Source organism: Megamonas hypermegale (genome assembly GCF_900187035.1).
Taxonomy (GTDB): Bacteria; Bacillota; Negativicutes; order Selenomonadales; family Selenomonadaceae; genus Megamonas; species Megamonas hypermegale.
This window is the reverse complement of record NZ_LT906446.1, coordinates 915,559-936,204: the sequence shown is the minus strand read 5'-3', so window position 1 is coordinate 936,204 and position 20,646 is coordinate 915,559. Positions and strand designations below refer to the sequence as shown.

The 20,646-nt window shown below is 31.4% G+C and carries 23 protein-coding genes and 1 riboswitch; of the genes, 17 read left to right on the top strand and 6 right to left on the bottom strand.

Translation table 11 applies throughout. The features are described from left to right. Positions 1-2: 2 nt before the first annotated feature. The 16 genes from CKV65_RS04400 to CKV65_RS04325 all read left to right on the top strand — a co-directional run bounded on the left by CKV65_RS04400 (position 3) and on the right by CKV65_RS04325 (position 10,909). Positions 3-1,103, top strand: coding sequence for an LPP20 family lipoprotein (locus CKV65_RS04400; RefSeq protein ID WP_027890748.1), 1,101 nt, complete (start codon positions 3-5; stop codon positions 1,101-1,103). Positions 1,104-1,138: 35 nt separating this feature from the next. Further along, a complete protein-coding gene (locus CKV65_RS04395) occupies positions 1,139-2,017 on the top strand; it encodes an LPP20 family lipoprotein (RefSeq protein ID WP_027890747.1) in 879 nt (292 codons plus the stop codon). A 79-nt stretch (positions 2,018-2,096) separates the two neighbouring features. Continuing rightward, the gene (locus CKV65_RS04390; RefSeq protein WP_027890746.1) at positions 2,097-2,489 is read left to right on the top strand and encodes a hypothetical protein; all 393 of its coding nucleotides are present in this window, start codon (positions 2,097-2,099) and stop codon (positions 2,487-2,489) included. A gap of 13 nt (positions 2,490-2,502) precedes the next feature. After that, positions 2,503-3,303, top strand: coding sequence for a hypothetical protein (locus CKV65_RS04385; RefSeq protein ID WP_027890745.1), 801 nt, complete (start codon positions 2,503-2,505; stop codon positions 3,301-3,303). Between the two features lie 54 nt (positions 3,304-3,357). Next, entirely contained in the window at positions 3,358-3,927 is a 570-nt protein-coding gene (locus tag CKV65_RS04380) for a hypothetical protein (RefSeq protein WP_027890744.1), read from the top strand. 31 nt (positions 3,928-3,958) lie between these two features. Further along, the gene (locus CKV65_RS04375; protein WP_027890743.1) at positions 3,959-4,561 is read left to right on the top strand and encodes a hypothetical protein; all 603 of its coding nucleotides are present in this window, start codon (positions 3,959-3,961) and stop codon (positions 4,559-4,561) included. A 27-nt stretch (positions 4,562-4,588) separates the two neighbouring features. Further along, positions 4,589-5,764, top strand: coding sequence for a hypothetical protein (locus tag CKV65_RS04370; protein WP_027890742.1), 1,176 nt, complete (start codon positions 4,589-4,591; stop codon positions 5,762-5,764). A gap of 27 nt (positions 5,765-5,791) precedes the next feature. Beyond that, entirely contained in the window at positions 5,792-6,346 is a 555-nt protein-coding gene (locus tag CKV65_RS04365) for a hypothetical protein (RefSeq protein WP_027890741.1), read from the top strand. Positions 6,347-6,367: 21 nt separating this feature from the next. Next, on the top strand, positions 6,368-7,120 hold the full coding sequence (locus CKV65_RS04360) for a hypothetical protein (protein ID WP_027890740.1): 753 nt from the start codon (positions 6,368-6,370) through the stop codon (positions 7,118-7,120). 76 nt (positions 7,121-7,196) lie between these two features. Beyond that, positions 7,197-7,385 carry a hypothetical protein gene (locus CKV65_RS04355; protein WP_027890739.1) on the top strand — a complete coding sequence of 63 codons (189 nt, stop codon included), beginning with the start codon at positions 7,197-7,199 and terminating at the stop codon, positions 7,383-7,385. A 68-nt stretch (positions 7,386-7,453) separates the two neighbouring features. Continuing rightward, positions 7,454-8,140: a hypothetical protein gene (locus CKV65_RS04350; protein ID WP_027890738.1), complete on the top strand. Its 687-nt coding sequence runs from the start codon at positions 7,454-7,456 to the stop codon at positions 8,138-8,140. Positions 8,141-8,145: 5 nt separating this feature from the next. Continuing rightward, positions 8,146-8,847: a hypothetical protein gene (locus CKV65_RS04345; RefSeq protein WP_027890737.1), complete on the top strand. Its 702-nt coding sequence runs from the start codon at positions 8,146-8,148 to the stop codon at positions 8,845-8,847. Between the two features lie 29 nt (positions 8,848-8,876). Further along, positions 8,877-9,530 carry a hypothetical protein gene (locus CKV65_RS04340; protein WP_162141202.1) on the top strand — a complete coding sequence of 218 codons (654 nt, stop codon included), beginning with the start codon at positions 8,877-8,879 and terminating at the stop codon, positions 9,528-9,530. Beyond that, positions 9,527-10,054: a hypothetical protein gene (locus tag CKV65_RS04335; protein WP_027890735.1), complete on the top strand. Its 528-nt coding sequence runs from the start codon at positions 9,527-9,529 to the stop codon at positions 10,052-10,054. Before CKV65_RS04340 ends, CKV65_RS04335 begins: the two co-directional genes overlap by 4 nt. 12 nt (positions 10,055-10,066) lie before the next feature. After that, positions 10,067-10,552, top strand: a complete 486-nt coding sequence (locus CKV65_RS04330) for a hypothetical protein (RefSeq protein ID WP_051177651.1) — start codon at positions 10,067-10,069, stop codon at positions 10,550-10,552. Positions 10,553-10,639: 87 nt separating this feature from the next. Then, entirely contained in the window at positions 10,640-10,909 is a 270-nt protein-coding gene (locus CKV65_RS04325) for a hypothetical protein (RefSeq protein ID WP_027890734.1), read from the top strand. Between the two features lie 57 nt (positions 10,910-10,966). Here CKV65_RS04325 and metK read toward each other — a convergent pair whose 3' ends face one another. The 3 genes from metK to CKV65_RS04310 form a co-directional block, all read right to left on the bottom strand. Next, entirely contained in the window at positions 10,967-12,151 is a 1,185-nt protein-coding gene (gene metK, locus CKV65_RS04320; protein WP_027890733.1) for a methionine adenosyltransferase, read from the bottom strand. Positions 12,152-12,232: 81 nt separating this feature from the next. After that, a riboswitch (SAM riboswitch) is annotated at positions 12,233-12,343 on the bottom strand. A 210-nt stretch (positions 12,344-12,553) separates the two neighbouring features. Further along, positions 12,554-14,440 (bottom strand): type I glutamate--ammonia ligase, encoded by a 1,887-nt coding sequence (locus CKV65_RS04315; protein WP_027890732.1) that lies wholly within the window; start codon positions 14,438-14,440, stop codon positions 12,554-12,556. A gap of 301 nt (positions 14,441-14,741) precedes the next feature. Next, positions 14,742-15,827, bottom strand: a complete 1,086-nt coding sequence (locus tag CKV65_RS04310; protein WP_027890731.1) for an iron-containing alcohol dehydrogenase family protein — start codon at positions 15,825-15,827, stop codon at positions 14,742-14,744. A gap of 243 nt (positions 15,828-16,070) precedes the next feature. On the opposite strand from CKV65_RS04310, the gene CKV65_RS04305 reads away from it, so the two are divergent. Then, the gene (locus CKV65_RS04305; RefSeq protein WP_036254959.1) at positions 16,071-16,874 is read left to right on the top strand and encodes a 2-thiouracil desulfurase family protein; all 804 of its coding nucleotides are present in this window, start codon (positions 16,071-16,073) and stop codon (positions 16,872-16,874) included. A gap of 154 nt (positions 16,875-17,028) precedes the next feature. Here the strand turns inward: CKV65_RS04305 and CKV65_RS04300 are convergent, their stop codons facing one another. The 3 genes from CKV65_RS04300 to CKV65_RS04290 form a co-directional block, all read right to left on the bottom strand. Further along, complete coding sequence (locus tag CKV65_RS04300; RefSeq protein ID WP_027890730.1) at positions 17,029-18,648, bottom strand: nucleoside kinase; 1,620 nt, start codon at positions 18,646-18,648, stop codon at positions 17,029-17,031. 121 nt (positions 18,649-18,769) lie between these two features. Beyond that, positions 18,770-19,771, bottom strand: coding sequence for an inorganic phosphate transporter (locus CKV65_RS04295; protein WP_027890729.1), 1,002 nt, complete (start codon positions 19,769-19,771; stop codon positions 18,770-18,772). Continuing rightward, positions 19,764-20,393, bottom strand: a complete 630-nt coding sequence (locus CKV65_RS04290) for a DUF47 domain-containing protein (protein ID WP_027890728.1) — start codon at positions 20,391-20,393, stop codon at positions 19,764-19,766. Before CKV65_RS04290 ends, CKV65_RS04295 begins: the two co-directional genes overlap by 8 nt. Positions 20,394-20,646 lie beyond the last annotated feature (253 nt).

Genomic DNA, 20,646 nt, shown 5'->3' with positions numbered 1-20,646 from the left:
CCATGAAAAAAATCATTTATATATGTATAATGGTGTTTTTTTGTTGGTTTAATGTAGCCTCAGCTCAACAAATTACTGTATCTGGTTACGGGACAACTACTGATGAAGCTGAACGTGATGCGCTTAGAAATGCAGTTGAACAAGCTGTAGGAACATTAGTTGATTCAGCTACATTAGTACAAAATAATATGCTTATAAATGATGAAATTTATACTCAATCACGTGGTTATATTACAAATTATACGGTTGTATCTCAAAAAATGAACGGTGATGGAACTTATGAAGTTATGATTAATGCAAATGTGGATACTAATCCTAATTCTAAATTAATGAATGAACTTACGCGTTTGGGCATTATTAATCGTCAATTACGTGACCCTAAAATCGCTGTAGTTATTCCAGAATATCATATTAGAGCACGTGTTCCAGACCCTGCAGGCGAAACAGCGGTAATTAGGAAATTGATTGATGCAGGTTTCTCTCGTATTACAGATATTAGTGATACACGTTATAACTTAAATAAATTAAGTGCGCTTACAAAACAAGATATGGAAAATATAGCAAGAAGTCGTAACGTGGATATTTTAATCGTTGGAGAAGCTTTTAGTGAAGGTGTTGGTGATGTTGGTAAATTTTTACCAACTGGAAGAAATACAGGTATCGTTTCTTGTAAAGCGCGCTTAGAAGCAAAGATTTTTATTGCTAAAACAGGTCAAATTATTTCTGCTAATGGTACATATGGTACAGCAGCGGATTTAACTGAATATATTGCTGGGAAAAAAGCTTTAAATGATGCTGGCGAAAAAATGGGAGATTATATAGTCGAAAAACTTTTAAATTATGGCAGTAGTACTCGTCAAAATTTAGAAGTAGTAGTAACAGCAACGGATTTTAATAAAATAAATGCTATTAATAGTGCTATGCAAAAAATACGTGGAGTAGAAAGTTCCATGGTAACAGATTATAACAATGGCAAAGCAACACTTTCTGTTAAATTTTCTGGAACCCCACAAACGTTATTTAATCAGTTAAATCAAGCAGTTAATTTTAATATAAATATGCAATCTCTATCCTATAATACTTTAAGTATTTCCGCTTATTAATATTATTATTTTATTTTTAGAAGGGAAGTTTTTTTATGAAAAAGTCTTTAATAGCTCTTTCAAGTGTCTTGGTGTTTTCTGTAGCAGTTGGAGCTGCACCGCTTAATGATTATATTGCGCCAACAGCAGTATATGCAGCTCAGTATCAAATTAATAATTCTATGGAAACTATCACTGCTGAAGGTTATGGTCCTATGCCAAGTGGAATGCCAGCAGGGGCAGCTAAAGTTTTGGCTAGAAGAGCTGCTGTTGTTGATGCACAACGAAATCTTTTAGAATCAGTAAAAGGAGTTGCTATTGATTCTGAAACTACTGTAGAAAATTTTATGTTAAAAGATGATATAATTCATAGTAAAGTAAATGGTATTATTACAGGTGCACGTGTTATTTCTGAAGAAGCTCAAGATGGAGTTTATAAAGTTACAATGGCAGTGCCAGTTTATGGCGTAGGTAGCATTGCTGATGTAGCAATTACAGCTGTTGTAGGTGATAAAGCTCCTGTGCCAGTTCCAGCTCCAAGTGTTGATTATGTACCAGGTACAGGTGTTAGTATCTCTGGCAATTATAGCGGACTTGTTATTAATGTTAGAGATAAAGGCTTAGTACGAACTTTCTGTCCAGCTATTTATGATACAAATGGTAGAGCAATTTATGGTGTATACAATGTTGATAAAAAATATGCTATTGATTATGGTGTAGTTGGTTATGCAAAAGGCCCTGAAGGTTGGGGAAAAGTATCTGCTGGTACTTCTCGTGCTGGAATAAAACCACTTGTTATTGAGGCTGTTGGAGTACGCGAAAGAACTGTCAATAAATGTGATGTTGTAATTTCAGTAGAAGATGCAGATAGAATTCTTGCTGAAAACCAACGCAGTCATTTTCTTGATAAATATGCTGTAATGTTTGAAATTTAATGTCATTGTATTATTAAATATTGATTATAGAAAGGCTAGTCTAATAGCAATGTATTGTTTATAAAGTTGGTGAAATAAAGTGACAATTAAAGCAATAATAGTATCAATTGTCGCAGTATGTTTGATGATTTATGGAATAATTCCATTTATTGTATTTATGAATAAAAATCCGTATGATGTTTTGACTCAAGAAAAAATTTATGTAGGAGAATATAAAGATGTTAAATATTACTATATAAAAGAAAGTTATAATAGTGAACAAAATAAGTTTAAAGTATTAATAATAAATAATGATTTTTCTTATGGTGAATATATAGTTAATGTTAATGATGAAGAAAAAACATTTAGAATAGAAGATTTTAAAGTTCATTCTGTTGGTAATAAAAATAGTAAAGAAATTGTTCAACCTAGTGTTTACAAATTAGAAGGATTGACTTTACAAATATATGAAAAAGCTAAAATAATACAATAGGGAGATTAATTATATGGATTATATTAAGACGTTAAATATTTCATTTAATTATTGTGAACAATGGCATATTCAACAAGCTAAATTAAGAAATTTATATAATAAAAAATATGAAATTCAGAATGCTTTAAATACAGATGATAAACAATATAAGAAAAATTGGTTGAAAGATTTGGATGACATTAGATTTCCTATATTTTATTTGATTGAAAATTTTGGATATTTATTTTTAACAGTAAGTTTTTTTGTAGGGATAATTTATACACTCATAGAAGGTTTTTATGGTACTTTAGATCCTATTTTTATATATTATTTTAATAAAAAGCAAGAAGTTTTCTTTCTTATGTTTATTGTGTTAATAACATCTATAGTAATTATTGGACATTGTATAATAATAGATAAAACATATAATAAAGATTTAAAAATTTTTCATAAATTTAAAGAGGAAGCTGTTGTTAATTTGCCTATATTATGTAAATTAATAGAAAATGAAGAAAATATATTTTATAGACTTGAAAAGGAAATGTATGTTAAATGTATAATTCCCCAAAAATATTGGGAAGTTTCAAATGTTTTAAAAAATTATATATTAGATTGTAGAGCCAATAACCTTACTGATGCTATAAATCTTTATGAATATGAATTAGTATTGAAAAGACAGACTCAATTAATTGAAGAACAAACACGTGCTGCACGAGAAACAGAGAAATATTCTAAAATTGCAGCTGAAGAATCTAAAAGAGCTGCTGATAATGCTGGGTTAGCTGTGTTTTTTAGTTTTATGGCTTATTATGAAGCAAGTAAAAAAAGAAAGTGATTATGTTATTAGTAAATAAGAAGATGATTATGATAATCGAAAGGAGTACTTTTTATGAGGATTTTAGGATTGATGTGTATAATAACATTTTTTAGTATATCAATTGTCTTTGCTGAAAATGTAGAATGGGAGAATTGTGGAGTAGATTTTAAGCAAGTTGAGAAAATTTATATTGAACCAGATATTGAATATTATGAAGGTGTAAATTTGTTTGATGTAACAAATGCAGATTTATTAAATGTCATAAATAAAAATCAAAAATACTTAGATGATTATAGAATAGTATCAAATAAAGATATAGCGGACTTAGTAGTTACGATAAGTCTTATTGATTGGAATAAACGAGATGAATATATATATAAATATACGGATATTGCTTATGATACTACTGTAACTTATGAAGACGAATATGGAAATAAAGCATATACAAAAACACCATATATTAAGGAATATGGTGGATATTATAAACACTATGATTATTTTACAATGAAAGGTACGGCGATGACAAAGGATGGTTATGTAGCATATGTTTACATAGATAGTCGTGAAGCACAAAAAGATAATATTAATATGTTTGATAGAGCAATGAAAAATTTCTTTAAAAGTTTAAATAAGACAAAATAATTATTTATGAATGGATGGGGAGCGTGATTTTGTGAAAAAGTTTATTATGATATTAACTATGCTAGTTATGCTATCAAATTTTAATATAGTTTTTGCAGAAAGTAGTTCATGGAAAGATCCTGTATATGATTTTTCTAAAATAAGAACAGTTTACGTAGAGCCAGAAATAATTTATGCTCCTAGTTGTAGTATTGGGGAATTAGAGCTTTATAAAAATTTGGTTAAATTAGATGAAGAAAAAGATAAATTAGATGATTTTAAAATTATTGATGATAAATCTTTAGCAGATGCTGTAATAACGATAAATGTAACTTCATGGAATATAAAAGAAACATATATACCAACAGAAGAATATACAAAAGAAGCCAATATCGAATATGTTGATACAGATGGAAGTACAACATATGAACCTGTAACATTTGATTTATATACAGAAGAACATTATGTATATGAACAGTACTTTACGGCTGAATTTACAGTAACAGATAATACAGGTAAAGTGATTTTTAAAAAAGTAGAAAAACGCGAAGCTGATAAAGATACTTTTGCTATGTTTGGTAGAGCAATAAAGGATTTTTATGATGATTTTAATGAAACAAAGGAAGAATATATGAAAGCACTAAAAGATAAATAATAAAGATTTTAAAGGAGGAAATATATCTTGCGTAAAATATTTTTAACAGTGATAGCATTGTTTTTTATGGTATCTATTTCTTTTGCTAGTCCGCATGAAAATGGTATTGATGATTTTTATTTTGGTCAGCCGATAGAAGAAATTCAGCAGCAATATGAGTTAACTGATAAAGAATTCACTGTTGAAGATGGTGCTGTCATCTATTATAAGGCGCAAGTTCCTTCTTTAAATTTTTATGGAGTGGAAATTAGTCAGCCAATTACTTTAGGTTTTAAAAATAATAGATTATATAAAATAACATTTAATACTGATACAGTTTCATTAATTGAAGCAGAAAATCAGCAAAAAATGATTGCTAATTTTGCTTCAGTACAATATGGTAATAGTTCATTTCATAAAAATCGTATGGAATGGATTACTGATAAGATATTTTTGTGCATGACGTATAATGTAAAGGATAATTTAGCGTATTTATCTTTTAGTATGAATGAAAACACTATATCTGAAAATATTTCAGAGACAGAGAATACATCTTTTTCTGAAGTAAAAGATAATCCTATTTCTATTATAGAACTTCCAAAGAATATGAATCCAATACAAGCACAATTATATGTATTATGTAAAGTTGAATTAAATGCTTCATTAGAAGATACTTCTAATAGAGTTCATTTAATAAGAAATCCTATGCCAACACAAATGAAAAATAAGGATATAATGGGTTATCGTGTATCATTAATAGAACAATATATGTATGGAGTAGATTTTGAAGATAAAGCAGAATTGAGTTTTTATAAAAATTATTTGAATAATGTGTTTTTAATGTTTACAGGAGATGGAGTACAGCTAAAAAATCATCTGATAGAAAATTTAGGCACTCCAATAGCAGAAACGGTTGATATGGCTTCTTTTAGTGCGTTGAATTATTCATGGATAAATGGTGATTATGGATTGAACTTATTATTATATGAAGGTAGAGGGCATTTAAATTTTTACTATGTACCATACCAACAGGAAATAACGAAGATTTCATTATTGAAATATGCAAAAGGTTTGAAATTATCACCTCAAAATATGCATTATTTGGAAAATCTGATAAAAGAAAATCCTCAGTATAAAGAAAATTTTAAAAGTCAAATGAAAAATATTCCTGAATATGAACAAGCTTTAAAAGATGCTGGTATGGATATGAGCATATTCGATTAAGATATTTTATCTAAGGAGAGGATGAGTATGAGAAAAATTTTTTTGATATTAAGTATACTTTGTCTTTTTTCAGCTAGTTCTTTTGCTAGCCCGCATGAAAATGGCATTGATGATTTTTATTTCGGTCAGCCGATAGAAGAAATTCAGCAGCAATATGAGCTATTAAATGAAGAATATGATGAAGAAGAAGGCATAACAAAATATGAAGCACAAGTGCTCTCTTTAAATTTTTATGATATAAAAGTAGACCAGCCTATTACTCTAGAATTTAAAAATAATAATTTATGTGGAATATCTTTTACTTCAGTAACAACAACTCCTGCTGAAACTACTGAATTGTATAAAAATGTAGTGAGTTTTGCTTCTGTGCAATATGGTAAGCCTCTAGGTAATGATTTTATGGCAACGTGGTTTACTGGAAAAATATTTTTAGGTATAGCAAATATAGATTTAACAGAAGCACTTTCTTCTATAAATAGCAATAATAAAAATACTGCGTATGTATCCGTTTATATGTATGAAAAATATATGGGAGAAAATGAACTAAAAGTATTTAAGCAAATGGTGGCTTCCCAAAAGTAATTAATGAAGGAGTAAAATATTATGCAAAAAATATTAATAAGACAAATTGCATTCATTGTTTTGATGATACTGATAAGTCTACCATCCATAACCAATGCTTTGCCATCAAATGTAAATGTAGATTATTATTCATCAAAAAATAATTTTCCTAGTTGGGAAGACATGGCTTCTGTGAATCCTATTCAAGACCAATTATATAAAATATGTCGTATAGAATTGGGAACATCTATAGAGAAAATCTCTGAAAATAATTATTTAGTAAAATCAGATAGACAATTAGATGAAGATGATGTTATAGCGTATGATGTAGTAATGGATTCTTTAAATGTAAATGGAGTGTATTTTGATAAAAATGTTAGATTAGAATTTTATCAAGGTAAATTAGAAAATGTACGATTTAAATTTGATGCAAATGGCGATAAGTTAAAGGAAATTTTGACTAATAATTGGGGAGTAGCTAAAAGTAGTATAGCAATATCGAATAAAGTACGATATACATGGCAAGACGGTGATTATCAAGCAAGATTATTTACAGATGGTGAAGAGGGCTTTTTAGTGTTCTATTATATGCCATATGCAAAAAATGCTACTAAAATTAAGCGTTTAGAATATGCAGAGCATTTAAAAACATCACCAGAAGCAATTAATCGTTTAGAAAATCTAATAAAAAATAATGAACAGTTTAAAGCAAGTTTTAAACAAGAATTACAAAATGACCCAGATTATGCTGAAGCTTTACAAGAAGCTGGTATGAATATGAGTATTTTTGATTAAAATAGTAAAGGATATATTACACTTGTTAAAGAATTACAATGAGTAATAAATTTTGTAAATTAAAAGGAGAACTTTTATGAACCCAATCGTGAGAGGTATATTACTCATTTTATTTGGTATAGCAATTGCTTTTTCATTTTTATCATTTTTTTCAGCAAAGGAAGCTTCAAAAGAGGAAAAGACGTCTTTTGTTATAAAAAACGAATTAGTATGTGTTGAAAACTTTAATGAAGTGTTATTTATAACAGATAAAAAGGAAAAGTAAAGTGGCTATTAGCGGTGTTTTATATAACACCGCTTTTTTTAGTTTTATAAGAAAGGATGATGAATTTTATGCGAAAAATTTTAGGCTTGTTGATATTTATATTTTTGCTGTTTTCAGGAAATTGTTTTGCTATGCAGTTTTCTCAACCAGTAAAAATTGGAACAATAGGAATTTTTCATCCTCCTCTTTGGCATTCTCTTTCTTTTAAAGATCCACAGGGAATTAATTTTGATAATGCTACAAAGGTTTTTATCTCACCTTCTTGGGAATGTTTAGCACGTTTTGGAAACGATGAAGATGCCTTGTATGTACATTATTATCGAAAAAAAGATAAGACGAAGTTTTATTTGGGTAGTGAAAATTTAAAAAATACAGTTTCTATAAACGGTCTTAATTTTACTCTTTTCAAAATTAACACGGATGAAGGATTAACATTATATCCATTATATACACCGTATAAGATAATTAGGACGCGCAATCCGCCGGAAGGATATACTATTATAGGCAGAAAATCTAACGGCATATTCATAAATTATATAGATACAAACGAAGTAACAGAAAAATATTTTCCTCCGGATGTAACTGTTAGATATAACAACTTATCTACACAAGGAAACACCCTGATTATGAAATATAACTGTGTTGATGAAAAACATAGTGCATTTAAAAGAGAAATGGGTGAAATTCATTTCAAATGGAATGATAAAGCTCAATGGTTCGACGTTAAACGGATTTCCAATGATACAGGGAGATGATGTAAATGACAAAAATTTGGGGAATAATTTTATGTATGTGTTTTATACTGTCTGAAACCTGTTATGCAATACAGTTTTCCCAGCCGTTAAAAATTGGAACGATAGATTTTAAACAAGGTGGTGGTGTATTTATTAGTGGAGCGGCTTCTAATAGCGTGCAATTTTTTCCTGAGATTAGAAGAAGATATGTAAAAGATGATACTTTTGGCGCTGAAAAGGGAATTGCTCATTTTGGTGAGGGAACAGATGATTTATATCTTTATTATAATACGGAAAAATGTTTAAACATTGGCGGTAATGCACTGAACAATACTATATCGGAAGATATATGGAGCAGTGATATTTATCAAATTCAATACAGTAAGACTAGCTTTGTATATCCAATATACGATATGAAACATAATCATATTGGCAATGAAACCCGTTTTGAAACGCGTTCTGTATACTCAATATATAATATAAAAGCCGATTATATTATTATTGGCAGGGAGATTAATTCTCTTAGTAGACAATTTGTAAAGTATATTGATACGAAAGAAATAACTAAACGATACTTTGGGGAAAATACTCATGTTATATATAAAAACCTCTCTACGCAAGGTGATACGATAATTATTGACTATTACAGCTCGGGAACAAAAGGGAAATTTTATTTTAAATGGGACGATAAAGCACAATGGTTTAGTGTTAAACAAGTTATTAATTAAGTTAGGAGATGAAAATCATGCGAAGGTTTTTGGGATTGATGATGTTTATATGTTTGTTGTTTTCAGGAAACTGTTTTGCTATGCAGTTTTCGCAACCAGTTCAAATTGGCGCTTTTGGGCAATTTCCTAATCAAGGTTTTACATTTTACTATGGTACAATTATTAATTCTGGTGTTTATTTTGATGAGAATGATGAAGAAAAGGGTTATAAAAAAGGCATAGCTCGTATGGGTGACGGAAAAGATGCATTATATTTTCATTATGACTTGGATAAAGATATATTTAAATTTGGTGATAAAGATATAAAAAATACAATAGATAGAAAATACTTTGTTTATAATGTATATAAAATAAACACTGATGCAGAAATAGTTATTTATCCAATAAATCCTCCGTTGATGTATACTTTTATAGCTAAAATGCCGAATGGTAAATTTATAAAATATATTGATACGGAAGAAATAACGAAAAAATATTTTAAATATGAAAACATTGAAGATATAAGTTATGGAGACTTAAAAGTTCAAGATAATATTTTAACTATGAGGTATTTTAGAAAAGATAAAAATTTGCATGAAGACGAATTCTTTGAAGGTAAGATTTATTTAAAATGGAATGATGAAAAACAAAATTTTGATGTAATAATAGACGGTAAAGAATTTGTTAAGAGGTTGTCTGTATGAAAAAAATAGTTAACATATTTATTATTTTAGGAATAATGATAATTTCAGCTACTGCACTGGCTTTTCCGAAAGATGAGAACGGTTATAAAGAATTTTATTTTGGAGAAGATGTTAATGATATTTTGTCTAAATATGAGGTGATATCTGTTAAAAATAATGATGATGGTTCAGTGGTTTATACGATTGAATATGAAGATAACAGTTTGGAACAATACGATATATTAGCTGCTCCTGATATACAGCTGGAGTTTAAAGACGGCAAATTGTGCTCGATAAACAGATTTTTTGCGGCGGCTTCACCTGAATATGCTGCTTTAAGTTTTGTAAAACTGGCAAATGGAATAAATAAAAGTTTCGGCGAAACACATACTATTGACGGTTCAAAAGAAGATAAAATCGCCTATTATACCTGGCGAGGAGAACATTCTACCGTTGTTTTACTGGTCGATTTAAATCCGCTGGATGTTCCAGACTCGGATATTAAATTATATCGTATATTCTGTACAATCTCACCAACAAAATAAGGAGTGATTTTTATGCAAAAATTAGTGTTTGTATTGGCGTTAATGGTGGTATTTTCTTTCAATGGATTTTCTGTTGCCGCCGCTCATGATTATTACGGAAGCACCATCACCGCTGAGCAGGCGGCGCAAGCTGATGCTATTGCAAAATCCATAGCGGATGAAGTTATGTCCAATTCCGCATATACAACGGATTTGCAAAAAGTACGGGCAGCAGCGGAAATAGTAACCGCCTACGGTGCAAAATGCAGATACGGTAATGACGAAAACAAATATTATCGTTCACCGTATGGTGTGTTTATTTCAGGTAATATGACCTGCGCCGGAATGGTACGGGCTATGGGTAGAGTTTTGGATTTTATGGGTTATGAATATGTACACGTGAATGAAAATGAATGGTCGCATCAGTGGATAACGCTGTATATGGACGGAAAGCAGGGATATATAGACCCGTCCGTATTCCCGGGCGGTTTAGCTGGTTACGGTGAATATAGATATTAATCATTAAACTATATATTTTTGAAGGATAAAGCTGTTTGTAAGACGAATAATATTCATATGTAAATATTAATGAAGGGAGTTTTTCGTATGTTGAAAGACAAAATCAAAAAGACTGTCGGTATTTTGACTATGGCATGTTTTTTGGCGACACCAATCGGTTATGTAATAAGTGCTAGCACAACGGAAGCAGCACCACCGCCACCACCGCCTAGACATAGAATAGAGGCACCTCCTCCATCTCATCATAAAGGACCTAGTTGGAAAAGAACACCACCTCCTCCACAGCATAGATGGAAAGATGATCATAGAAGACCAGATGCACCACCGCCACCACCTAGACATCATCGTTATAGATAATAAAAAAAAACCTCTGACAAAATATAGTCAGAAGTTTTTTTTACTATTGATATAAAATTATAAACCAGCTTGTTTTCTTAATGTTTCAGCTTTATCAGTATGTTCCCAAGGAAGGTCTACATCTGTACGACCAAAATGACCATAAGCAGCTGTTTGAGCGTAGATTGGACGACGTAAGTCTAATTCTTTAATGATACCAGCTGGACGAAGGTCAAAATTGTCTTGTACGAGTTTTGTGATAGCGTCTTCACTGATTTTGCCTGTACCGAATGTATTGATGCTGATAGATACAGGTTTTGCAACGCCGATAGCGTAAGCAAGCTGAATTTCGCATTTATCTGCAAGACCAGCAGCTACGATATTTTTAGCTACATAACGAGCTGCATAAGCTGCGGAACGGTCAACTTTCGTTGGGTCTTTACCGGAGAATGCTCCGCCACCATGACGAGCCATACCGCCATAAGTATCAACGATGATTTTACGGCCAGTAAGACCAGTATCACCTTGTGGACCACCGATAACAAATTTACCAGTAGGATTGATGAAGTATTTTGTGTCAGCTGTTAATAAATCAGCAGGAACAACAGGTTTGATTACTTTTTCGATGATATCTTTTTTGATTTGTTCTAAAGTAACATCTGGGTCATGTTGAGTAGAAATTACGATAGTATCTACAGCAACAGGTTTACCATTTTCATAAACGATAGTAACCTGAGTTTTTCCGTCTGGACGAAGGTAGGAAAGTTCACCGCTTTTTCTAACTTCAGTCAAGCGTCTTGCTAATTTATGAGCAAGAGCGATTGGAAGAGGCATGTATTCTGGAGTTTCATTTGTAGCATAGCCAAACATCATACCTTGGTCACCTGCACCGAGGTCATCTTCATTAGCTTGACCTTCTTTAGCTTCCAAAGATTTATCTACGCCCATAGCGATATCTGGGGATTGTTCGTCGATAGATATGGAAATACCGCAAGTTTCGCAGTCTAAACCAAATTTTGCTCTTGTGTAACCGATTTTACGAATTGTTTCACGAACGATAGATGGAATATCTACATAGCAGTTAGTGGATATTTCACCAGCGATGTGAATTTGACCTGTCATAGCAAAAGTTTCGCAAGCTACACGACCGTTAGGGTCTTTAGCCAAAATAGCATCAAGGATACTGTCAGAAATCTGGTCTGCTACTTTATCAGGATGACCTTCAGTAACAGATTCAGAAGTGAATAACATTCTATTAGTCATTTATGAACCTCCAAAAATTGTATTTATACAATTAAAAAATAACATAAAAAAAACTCCCTTAAAAGAGAGAGTGAAAGATTGCTCTCATCTTCTAAGTTATTACTTAAAGGATTTGGCACCGTTTTGATAAATAAATTATCAATGGTTGCCGCAATGTCATCGGGCCAGTCCCTCAATTGCTCTTGATGAGTTATCTATTTAATTGCTATTCATTATCATAAATAAAAAAATACTATTTGTCAACATTTTTATTATAGTGGTTGTTTATGATGTTTATGAAAAAAATAAATTACAGATATAAAATAATATAAAGTAAAAGCTTAGTTATAAAAAAGGCTACCACTTGTAAATAAAGTGATAGCCCTTTCTATATTATAATCTTTAATTAAATGCTTAATCTAATCAAATCATGTTGTCTTTATAAGAAGCATAAAGAGCTTTTAATTCTTCCATTTTATCGTACATTTCAACTTGTAAGCTGGAAGCAGTTGCAAAATCATCAGAATTCAAAGCTTTGATAAGCTGAGTGAATAAGGATTTTTGGTCAATGCTATCTTTTGCAAGATAATAACGATAGCGATTGATTTTGTTCCAGTTATAAGAATCTTCGTCAGTTACATAAGCAGATTTAATTTCTTTAAATTTGCTGATAAGAGCACGATTTTCAGGAATAATACGGCTGATAAGTTCAGTTTTCCAACGAATTAATTCGCCATTAACAAAAGCGTCGATGATTTGGTCACGAAGTGCGCCGCTAGCAGTTAATACTTTGCGTTTTTCTGGATAGTTGGAAAGGTTGGAGAGGTTTTCCCAAACTGTTGCAGGATGAACGCCAAAGCGCTGATTACGTTCTTCTTCTGTGTAATCTTCAAATACATCATCTTCAGCACGATAAGCACGGTCAGTTTCGAGGTAACCAGCTGTTTCGCCTGGCTGTTTGGAGATTTCTTCAAGAAGTTCAGTAGTTGTTTTAGAAGCAGCGTATTTAACACCGTCTAAAACTGCACTATAAATAGCTGCAAGAACTAAATAAGTGTTAGTGTATGGGTTGCAAGCACGAAGTTCAAAACGAGTTGCTTTTGGATTATTAACATCGCGAACGAGGCCAGCTAAGATTGTACGGTTACGGGAAGGAACTGCTGGATTATGACCTAAGGATGTAACGATACATACAGGAGCTTCAAAGCCTGGTTTCAAACGATTTAAAGAGTCATTTGTTGCGGAAACAAATGGGTTGATAACTTCATAGTTTTTGAGAAGACCCATGATTGCACCATAACCGATAGCACTCATGAAATCTTTTTTCATATCAGTTGGAGCAAAGAGGTTTACGAAAGAACCATCTTTCATGATAGCGCCCATACCAATATGAGTATGTTCACCGTTACCAGCAAGACCGATCATTGGTTTTGCTTTGAAGATAACTTCAAGACCATTTTCACGGAAGATTTCTTTTACGAGAATACGAACAGCGAGTTCATTATCTGCAGCTTGTAAAGCATCAGCGAATTTCCAGTCAATTTCAATCTGTTCGCAAACATGGCTCATGTTACCATCGCTGTCCATATGACCTTTCATACCACCAACTTCTTTATGGCCCATTTCAGGGGAAAGACCATAAGCTTCAAGAGCTAATACGCACTGTTCAAGTGCAGTACGTACGGAACCACGAGTACGTTGCCAATATTGTTCTTGCATAACCTGAGAAGCGGACATTTCAGGAATATCTGCATCACTGAGTGGAGTTTTAACCCAGAATTCAAGTTCTGTAGCAGAAGTAAATACGATATCTTTAACATCTGCACCATTTATATGTTCAAGACCGGAGATTGTAGGATATTCTTTAAATAAGTTTAATAAACCTTTTTTTACATAATTTAATGTTTCAGCTAATACAGAACGGGAGTCAACTGCTTTACCTTCATGAATAAGAGCAGCAGGGATACGAAGTGTACCGATTGGTTTTTCCAATTCTTCGTCATAGCTTTCCATGTTATAATCAACAAACCAGTTAACAGTCGGGTCAATAGGCATATCTACTTTTGCATTGTTTAATGTAGCGATACCTGTCAAAACAACGGAAGAACCGTCAGTTTGAACAGCAGAACCGTTATAAAATGCGTCTATATCTTCCAAGAAAATTCGCATAGGAATTTTTTCATCCGTATCGTTACCAGCTAAGTCAATACCAACTAAGGATACGAATTTGATTTCCGGATGTTGTTTTAATGTAGCAATAATATCTTCCTTTGTGGAATTTGCGGGAATAACGTATAATAAATCGTTCATTAAAAAACCCTACCTTTACTAAATCATAATTTTTAAATAGGTTATAGAAAATAAAAAAAGCCATATGAAAACGCCCTGTAAAAATACCAATATACTATACCCCCTACATATATAAAATATATAAAAAGACTAAATATAATATAATTGATATACAGATTTTTCATAAGGCCCCATTGCCTAAAATCTATAATGTTGACGCTTTTAATAGTATCATAAGTATTTATTTTTGTCTAGTGGTTTATTTTGTATTTTTTTGTATTTTTTATTTTTATTGTTAAAATGAAATAAAAAATATATTTTTTTATTTATGTTCTTTATTATATTGTTCAAGCTGCATTATAGCATCATAAATCATTTCACGTGTTATTTTATATGGAACGTGTACGATATCATTTGTTGTCATAGTTTTATCTAATACAGTATTTAAATCTGCTTCAGTGTTTATATCGATATCTTTTAAACATGTTGGCAAATTAACTGATTTATTGAAGTTAAATACTTTTTTAAATTCTTCTTCTTGTTTATCCATGAGCAATAAAATTAATACACCATAACTTACGAGTTCACCGTGTAAATGTTTTTCTTCGCAAACTTTGAGCATTGTGCAACCGTAATAGATGGAATGAGCAAGACAACTGTTATAGTCATTCATTACAAGTACGGATACAAGACCAGTGCTGACAATTATTATAGACACGACTTGTTCAAGTGCATGATTTGGTTTATGATTTTTAACTGCATTTAAAGCATCAAAACCGTATTTTATCAATTGAGTTGAGCAATTTTTACTGATTTGTACGCCGAGACCATTTGTATGGTCGAGTTCATCGCCACGAGAAGAGAAACCTGCTTCATATTGTTTAGATAAAGCATCGCCAATACCAGCCCAAATGAAATTATATGGAGCTTCAGAGATGATTTGTGTATTGATAAAACAATGAATAGGGCTTTTTTTCGGAAAGTATAATTCTTTAAAAGCATGTGTTTCGTCATCATAAATTACGCAGACTGCTGTAACAGGAGAGCAGTTAGATGCAATGGTTGGAAAAGAAAACACAGGTTTATTTTTCATATCGCAAAGAGTTTTGCAAGTATCAATTGCACGACCGCCACCTACGGCAAATACCATATCTGCTTCTTGGAATTTTGGATTTTCAGCTAATGCATTGATATTAGCATAAGTGGAGTCTCCACCATACCAAACAAAATCAATAATTTCTAAATCAGTATTTTGAATTGCATCAACTAAAGCTTGTTTTGCTTTAGAAATTGCTGTTTTACCACCGATAACGACAGCTTTTTTACCATAAGGAGTACAAATCTTATTTATTTCTTTATAAGCATCTCCACCTATAGTATAGCTTGGTAAAAATACAGTATTCGCCATAAAATAAGACCACCTTTATTTTTTTGATTAAGTATAATTATTTTTTTACATATATTTTTAACAGCGTGATTTTTAGTCTATAACGATTTTTTATAAATGTCAAGTTGTAAACTTTGTATTTGTTGTTATTTTATAAAAATCTTTATGGTAGAATAAGTATGGTATATTATTAATTGTAATTAGTATTTGTGAATAAATACCATAAAATTGTATATAAAATAAATGACAGGAAAGTGAATATTTATGAAAAAAATCCATGTAGTAGCAGCAATAATACGAGATAAAGATAAGATTTTAACGGCAAAGAGAAATTACGGCAATCTTAAAGGTTTTTGGGAATTTCCTGGTGGAAAAGTAAACATAGATGAACAGCCAGAAATTGCTTTACAAAGAGAATTAAGAGAAGAATTAAATGCTGAAATAAAAATATCAGAATATTTTACTTCAATAGAATATGATTATCCTGATTTTCATATGAAAATGGATTGTTATATTTGTACAACAGAAAAATTTGAACTGAATGAGGCAATTCATAGTAAATTTAAATGGTTGACTTTGTCTGATTTAGATAGTGTAAATTGGTTAGAAGCTGATAAAATTGTTGTCAATCGGTTAAAAATTTATTTGAGTAAAAATATTTTAGTGAGTGCTTGTTTACTTGGTGATAATTGTAAATATAATGGTGGAAATAATTATAATCAAAATGTAGTAGATTTAGTCAAAAACAAAAATGTTATTAAAGTTTGCCCAGAAATTTTAGCAAATTTGCCATTGCCACGTAAGCCTGTTGAAATATCAAACGATAAGATTATCACAAAAGATAAAGTGGATATGACAGAGCTGTATATGAATAGTGCTAAAAAAGCTATGCAAGATATTGCGGATAAAGAAATTGATTTAGCTATTTTAAAAGCTAATAGTCCAACATGTGGCAGTAAATACATTTATGATGGAACATTTTCCCATAAATTGATTGAAGGCAATGGTATTTTTGCTCAAATGATAAAAGATAAAGGTATTTTAGTGATAAGTGAACGCGATATATAAAAATTAAATGATGTTTACGTTATTATAAAAAAAGACTCTAAATATATATTTAGAGTCCAAAACAAATTGATTTTGAAGTTGTAAATGATAAATAGTAATAAAATATAAATGTGATTTATACAGATTTTGTATTTTTATTGTATTATAAGATTACTTAGAAAAAGCAAGATTTGCCGATAAATTCCCGAAGTATGGAGTTATTTGGAATATCATCTTCGTTGTAAATATCATCAAAATAATCAAGGAAATCTATCAATCGCTTAGAGACATTGTATTCAGGTAAGTTAGCATCTATTTTCATCAAAAGTGGTCGAGCGTATTTTTTTAATACACCAAGTTCATAAATGAGGGCAGAATTAAACATTACATCTGCATTTTCTTGATAAGGAAAGATATTTTTATTTTCTCCATTGCGTACTTCACTCCATTGACGAATTGTTTTAAGTGGATGTGCCCCACGAAATTGATTGTCACGGACAATGCGGCGAATAATGCGTGCTACTGTTGTCGGTATGCGATTGTGCCCATCGATAGCTAATTGAGTTAAAGCACTGATGTATATTTTGTATTTCATATTATTGGGTATAGCTTTTGTCAGCTCATCATTTAAGCCATGAATACCTTCGATGATTATAGGTTGATTTTTTTCTACTTGTACAATATGATTTTTCCATTCGCGGTATCCTGTAGCAAAATTATATACAGGTATTTCTACAGCCTCACCATTTAATAGTGCTAACATATGTTTATTGAATAAGTCTAAGTCCAAGGCATAGAGTGATTCAAAATCGTATTCACCATGTTCATTTTTTGGCGTTAATTCTCTATCGAGAAAATAATCATCAAGGGAAATAGATGTAGGATTAAGTCCGTTTACAAGGAGTTGAATTCTAAGTCTTTGCGCAAATGTTGTTTTGCCTGATGAAGAAGGCCCTGCAATTAAGATTAAACGTAAATGTTCTGTATCTTCAACGATATGGTCAGCAATTTGAGCTATCTTTTTTTCATGTAAAGCTTCCGAAATGCGAATGATATCGCCACTTCTATTTTCTTTGATGTAATTATTTAAATTCGTCACATAATTGCACTTCAATATATCTGCCCAGCGGTCAGCTTCAGATAAAATCATCGAGAGTTTACGCTGTTTCATCATTGGAGGAACTTCATCAGGATTATCTTTTAGTGGTGTACGTAAAATTAATCCTGGATTGTAAAAATCAAGTGCAAATTTATCTAATAAGGAGGTATTATATAACATTGGGCCATAAAGATAGTCATAATAACCAGAACAATAGTATAAGCTGACTACATCTTGTTTTAAAGTTTCAATTAATTTTGATTTTTCTATTTGTTGTGATTCACGAAATAATGCGATAACATCTTCACGTGGTAGAGATACTTTGTAAATATCTTTTTTCTTTTCAATAAATTCACGCATTTTAGCTTCAATATTTGCTACTTTTTCAGCTGTTAAATCGCCTTTAGGCAAAAGTTCACAATAAACGCCATTGTTTACTGAATGTTCGACAACGACTTCTTTATCAGGATATAAAAGATTGACAGAAGCTATCATGATGAATAAAACACTGCGCTGATAAGCTAAAACACCATCTTCTTGAGTCATATCGATGAATTCTATTTGCGAATTTGGTGTTATATCTGTTTGTAAATCGCGTAATACATTGTCGATTTTTACAGCTGTTATTAAAGCTTTGTGTTCTTTTTGTTTTTGTTTTGCAATTTCTACTAGTGGATATTTTTTGGGAAGAAGCATATAAATCCCTCCTTGAATATTGATTACTGTATAAAATTTTTATGTAAATATATCATTAATCTTATTATAACAAAAAATAAAAGCCAAATGAAATACATCATTTGGCTTATTTTATATTTATTTATAGTCCAAATACAAAGCACATTAAATAATAAACAAGTGCACCGACAATAGCTGTACATGGAATTGTAAGCACCCATGCCATGAGCATTTGTTGTGCTGTGCCCCATCGTACTGCGCCAACGCGTTTAGCACTACCTACACCCATGATAGAACCAGAAACAACATGTGTTGTACTTACTGGCAAGGATAATAAAGTCGCTGAAAAAATAACGATGGAAGAGTTTAAATCAGCTGCGAAACCTGTAACTGGTTGAAGTTTAAAGATTTTACCACCGACTGTTTTGATGATTTTCCAACCACCAATAGCAGTACCACAAGCCATTGCAGTTGCCGCTAAGATTTTTACATAGTAAGGAACTTCAAATACATCAATATATCCACCACTTAAAAGGGCTAAAGTAATGATACCCATTGATTTTTGCGCATCATTTGAACCGTGAGAAAATGCCATTGTGGCAGCAGTTATGATTTGCAAACGTTTAAATTTATTGTTAAGTGATGACGGTCGATATTTACCGAATAGCAGGAAAAATATATTCATGACAATAAAACCGAATATTATTGCTATTACTGGTGATAAAATCAAAGAAAGAACGATTTTACCAATTCCCCAAAAGTTAAGACCAATAGCTCCGGTAGAAACGAGAACAGCACCGATAATACCACCTACTAAAGCATGGGAAGAACTACTTGGCATCGCAATCCACCAAGTGAATAAATTCCAAACAATAGCACCAATTAAAGCTGCTACAATGATGTGTTCATCAATGTGATTGGCTGATTTTACGATATCGCCACCGATGGTTTTAGCAACGCCTGTACTGTACATAGCACCGATAAAATTCAAAAAAGCTGCCATGATAATGGCTGTTCTAGGTCTTAAGGCTCTAGTTGATACAGAGGTAGCTATAGCATTTGCTGTATCATGGAAGCCGTTTATAAAGTCAAATAATAAAGCAAGTACAATGACTGCTATAATGAGAAACTGTAACTCATGCATACTTCATTACCACGCCTCTCAATAAGTCAGACAATTTTTCGCAATGGTCTAAGGTATCTTCTATATAATCTAAAACATCTTTCCATTTTATGAGTTCAATAGGGTCTTTGATGTTTTCAAATAAATAAGCAATTTCATTGCGATAAATGCGGTCCCCTTCGCTTTCGAATTTGCTAATTTTATAAGTACATTCTAAAATTTCGTGTTCATGTTTAGTAACTTCATGTAACATAGAAAAAGCATTTACAATTTCTGTTGTAGATTTAATAAGTAATTGGGACAAGGAAATCGCTGCATCACTCGTTTCTTTAAGATGATACATCATAGCACGTTGTAAAGTGCCTTGAAGAAAATCTACACCGTCATCTAATCCATTTGCTAAAGCATAAATATCTTCGCGGTCAATTGGAGTAATGAATGTTTTGTTTAATTTGTCGATGATTTTGTCATTGATAGCATCAGCATTGTGCTCGATTTCTGTAATATCTAAGAAGCCAGCATCAGCACCATTATCTCCTGACATAACTTTGTTAATTAAAAGAGCGCTTTCATGAAAATAATTTGCACTTGTCAAAAACAAATCATAAAATTCCGTATCCTTTTTTTTGAAAAAACTGAACATGCGTTTGCGTTACTGTCATAGTTTTTTATTATATAATATATTTTTTTATACTTAAATACATATGTAATAGTAAACTATATTCTCAGTTCATCGTATCCATTAAGATTATTAATGTTTGATGCAATACTCCCCAAGCTTAAAATCCCGGCTTTTCCGGTACATATTACTACGAAAGTAATACCAGTAACTAATCCTTTCTATAATATTCATCAAAATAACGGCACTGTTGACTTCTCATCATATGAAATTAACG

Bases quoted from the DNA above. Each gene is read 5' to 3' on its own strand.
- CKV65_RS04305 (WP_036254959.1), top strand. From the start codon at position 16,071: ATGAAAAAAATCCATGTAGTAGCAGCAATAATACGAGATAAAGATAAG.
- CKV65_RS04315 (WP_027890732.1), bottom strand. From the start codon at position 14,440: ATGAACGATTTATTATACGTTATTCCCGCAAATTCCACAAAGGAAGAT.
- CKV65_RS04355 (WP_027890739.1), top strand. From the start codon at position 7,197: ATGAACCCAATCGTGAGAGGTATATTACTCATTTTATTTGGTATAGCA.
- CKV65_RS04400 (WP_027890748.1), top strand. From the start codon at position 3: ATGAAAAAAATCATTTATATATGTATAATGGTGTTTTTTTGTTGGTTT.
- CKV65_RS04395 (WP_027890747.1), top strand. From the start codon at position 1,139: ATGAAAAAGTCTTTAATAGCTCTTTCAAGTGTCTTGGTGTTTTCTGTA.
- CKV65_RS04380 (WP_027890744.1), top strand. From the start codon at position 3,358: ATGAGGATTTTAGGATTGATGTGTATAATAACATTTTTTAGTATATCA.
- CKV65_RS04310 (WP_027890731.1), bottom strand. From the start codon at position 15,827: ATGGCGAATACTGTATTTTTACCAAGCTATACTATAGGTGGAGATGCT.
- CKV65_RS04335 (WP_027890735.1), top strand. From the start codon at position 9,527: ATGAAAAAAATAGTTAACATATTTATTATTTTAGGAATAATGATAATT.
- CKV65_RS04360 (WP_027890740.1), top strand. From the start codon at position 6,368: ATGCAAAAAATATTAATAAGACAAATTGCATTCATTGTTTTGATGATA.
- metK (WP_027890733.1), bottom strand. From the start codon at position 12,151: ATGACTAATAGAATGTTATTCACTTCTGAATCTGTTACTGAAGGTCAT.
- CKV65_RS04295 (WP_027890729.1), bottom strand. From the start codon at position 19,771: ATGCATGAGTTACAGTTTCTCATTATAGCAGTCATTGTACTTGCTTTA.
- CKV65_RS04300 (WP_027890730.1), bottom strand. From the start codon at position 18,648: ATGCTTCTTCCCAAAAAATATCCACTAGTAGAAATTGCAAAACAAAAA.
- CKV65_RS04385 (WP_027890745.1), top strand. From the start codon at position 2,503: ATGGATTATATTAAGACGTTAAATATTTCATTTAATTATTGTGAACAA.
- CKV65_RS04290 (WP_027890728.1), bottom strand. From the start codon at position 20,393: ATGTTCAGTTTTTTCAAAAAAAAGGATACGGAATTTTATGATTTGTTT.
- CKV65_RS04325 (WP_027890734.1), top strand. From the start codon at position 10,640: ATGTTGAAAGACAAAATCAAAAAGACTGTCGGTATTTTGACTATGGCA.
- CKV65_RS04365 (WP_027890741.1), top strand. From the start codon at position 5,792: ATGAGAAAAATTTTTTTGATATTAAGTATACTTTGTCTTTTTTCAGCT.
- CKV65_RS04330 (WP_051177651.1), top strand. From the start codon at position 10,067: ATGCAAAAATTAGTGTTTGTATTGGCGTTAATGGTGGTATTTTCTTTC.
- CKV65_RS04345 (WP_027890737.1), top strand. From the start codon at position 8,146: ATGACAAAAATTTGGGGAATAATTTTATGTATGTGTTTTATACTGTCT.
- CKV65_RS04350 (WP_027890738.1), top strand. From the start codon at position 7,454: ATGCGAAAAATTTTAGGCTTGTTGATATTTATATTTTTGCTGTTTTCA.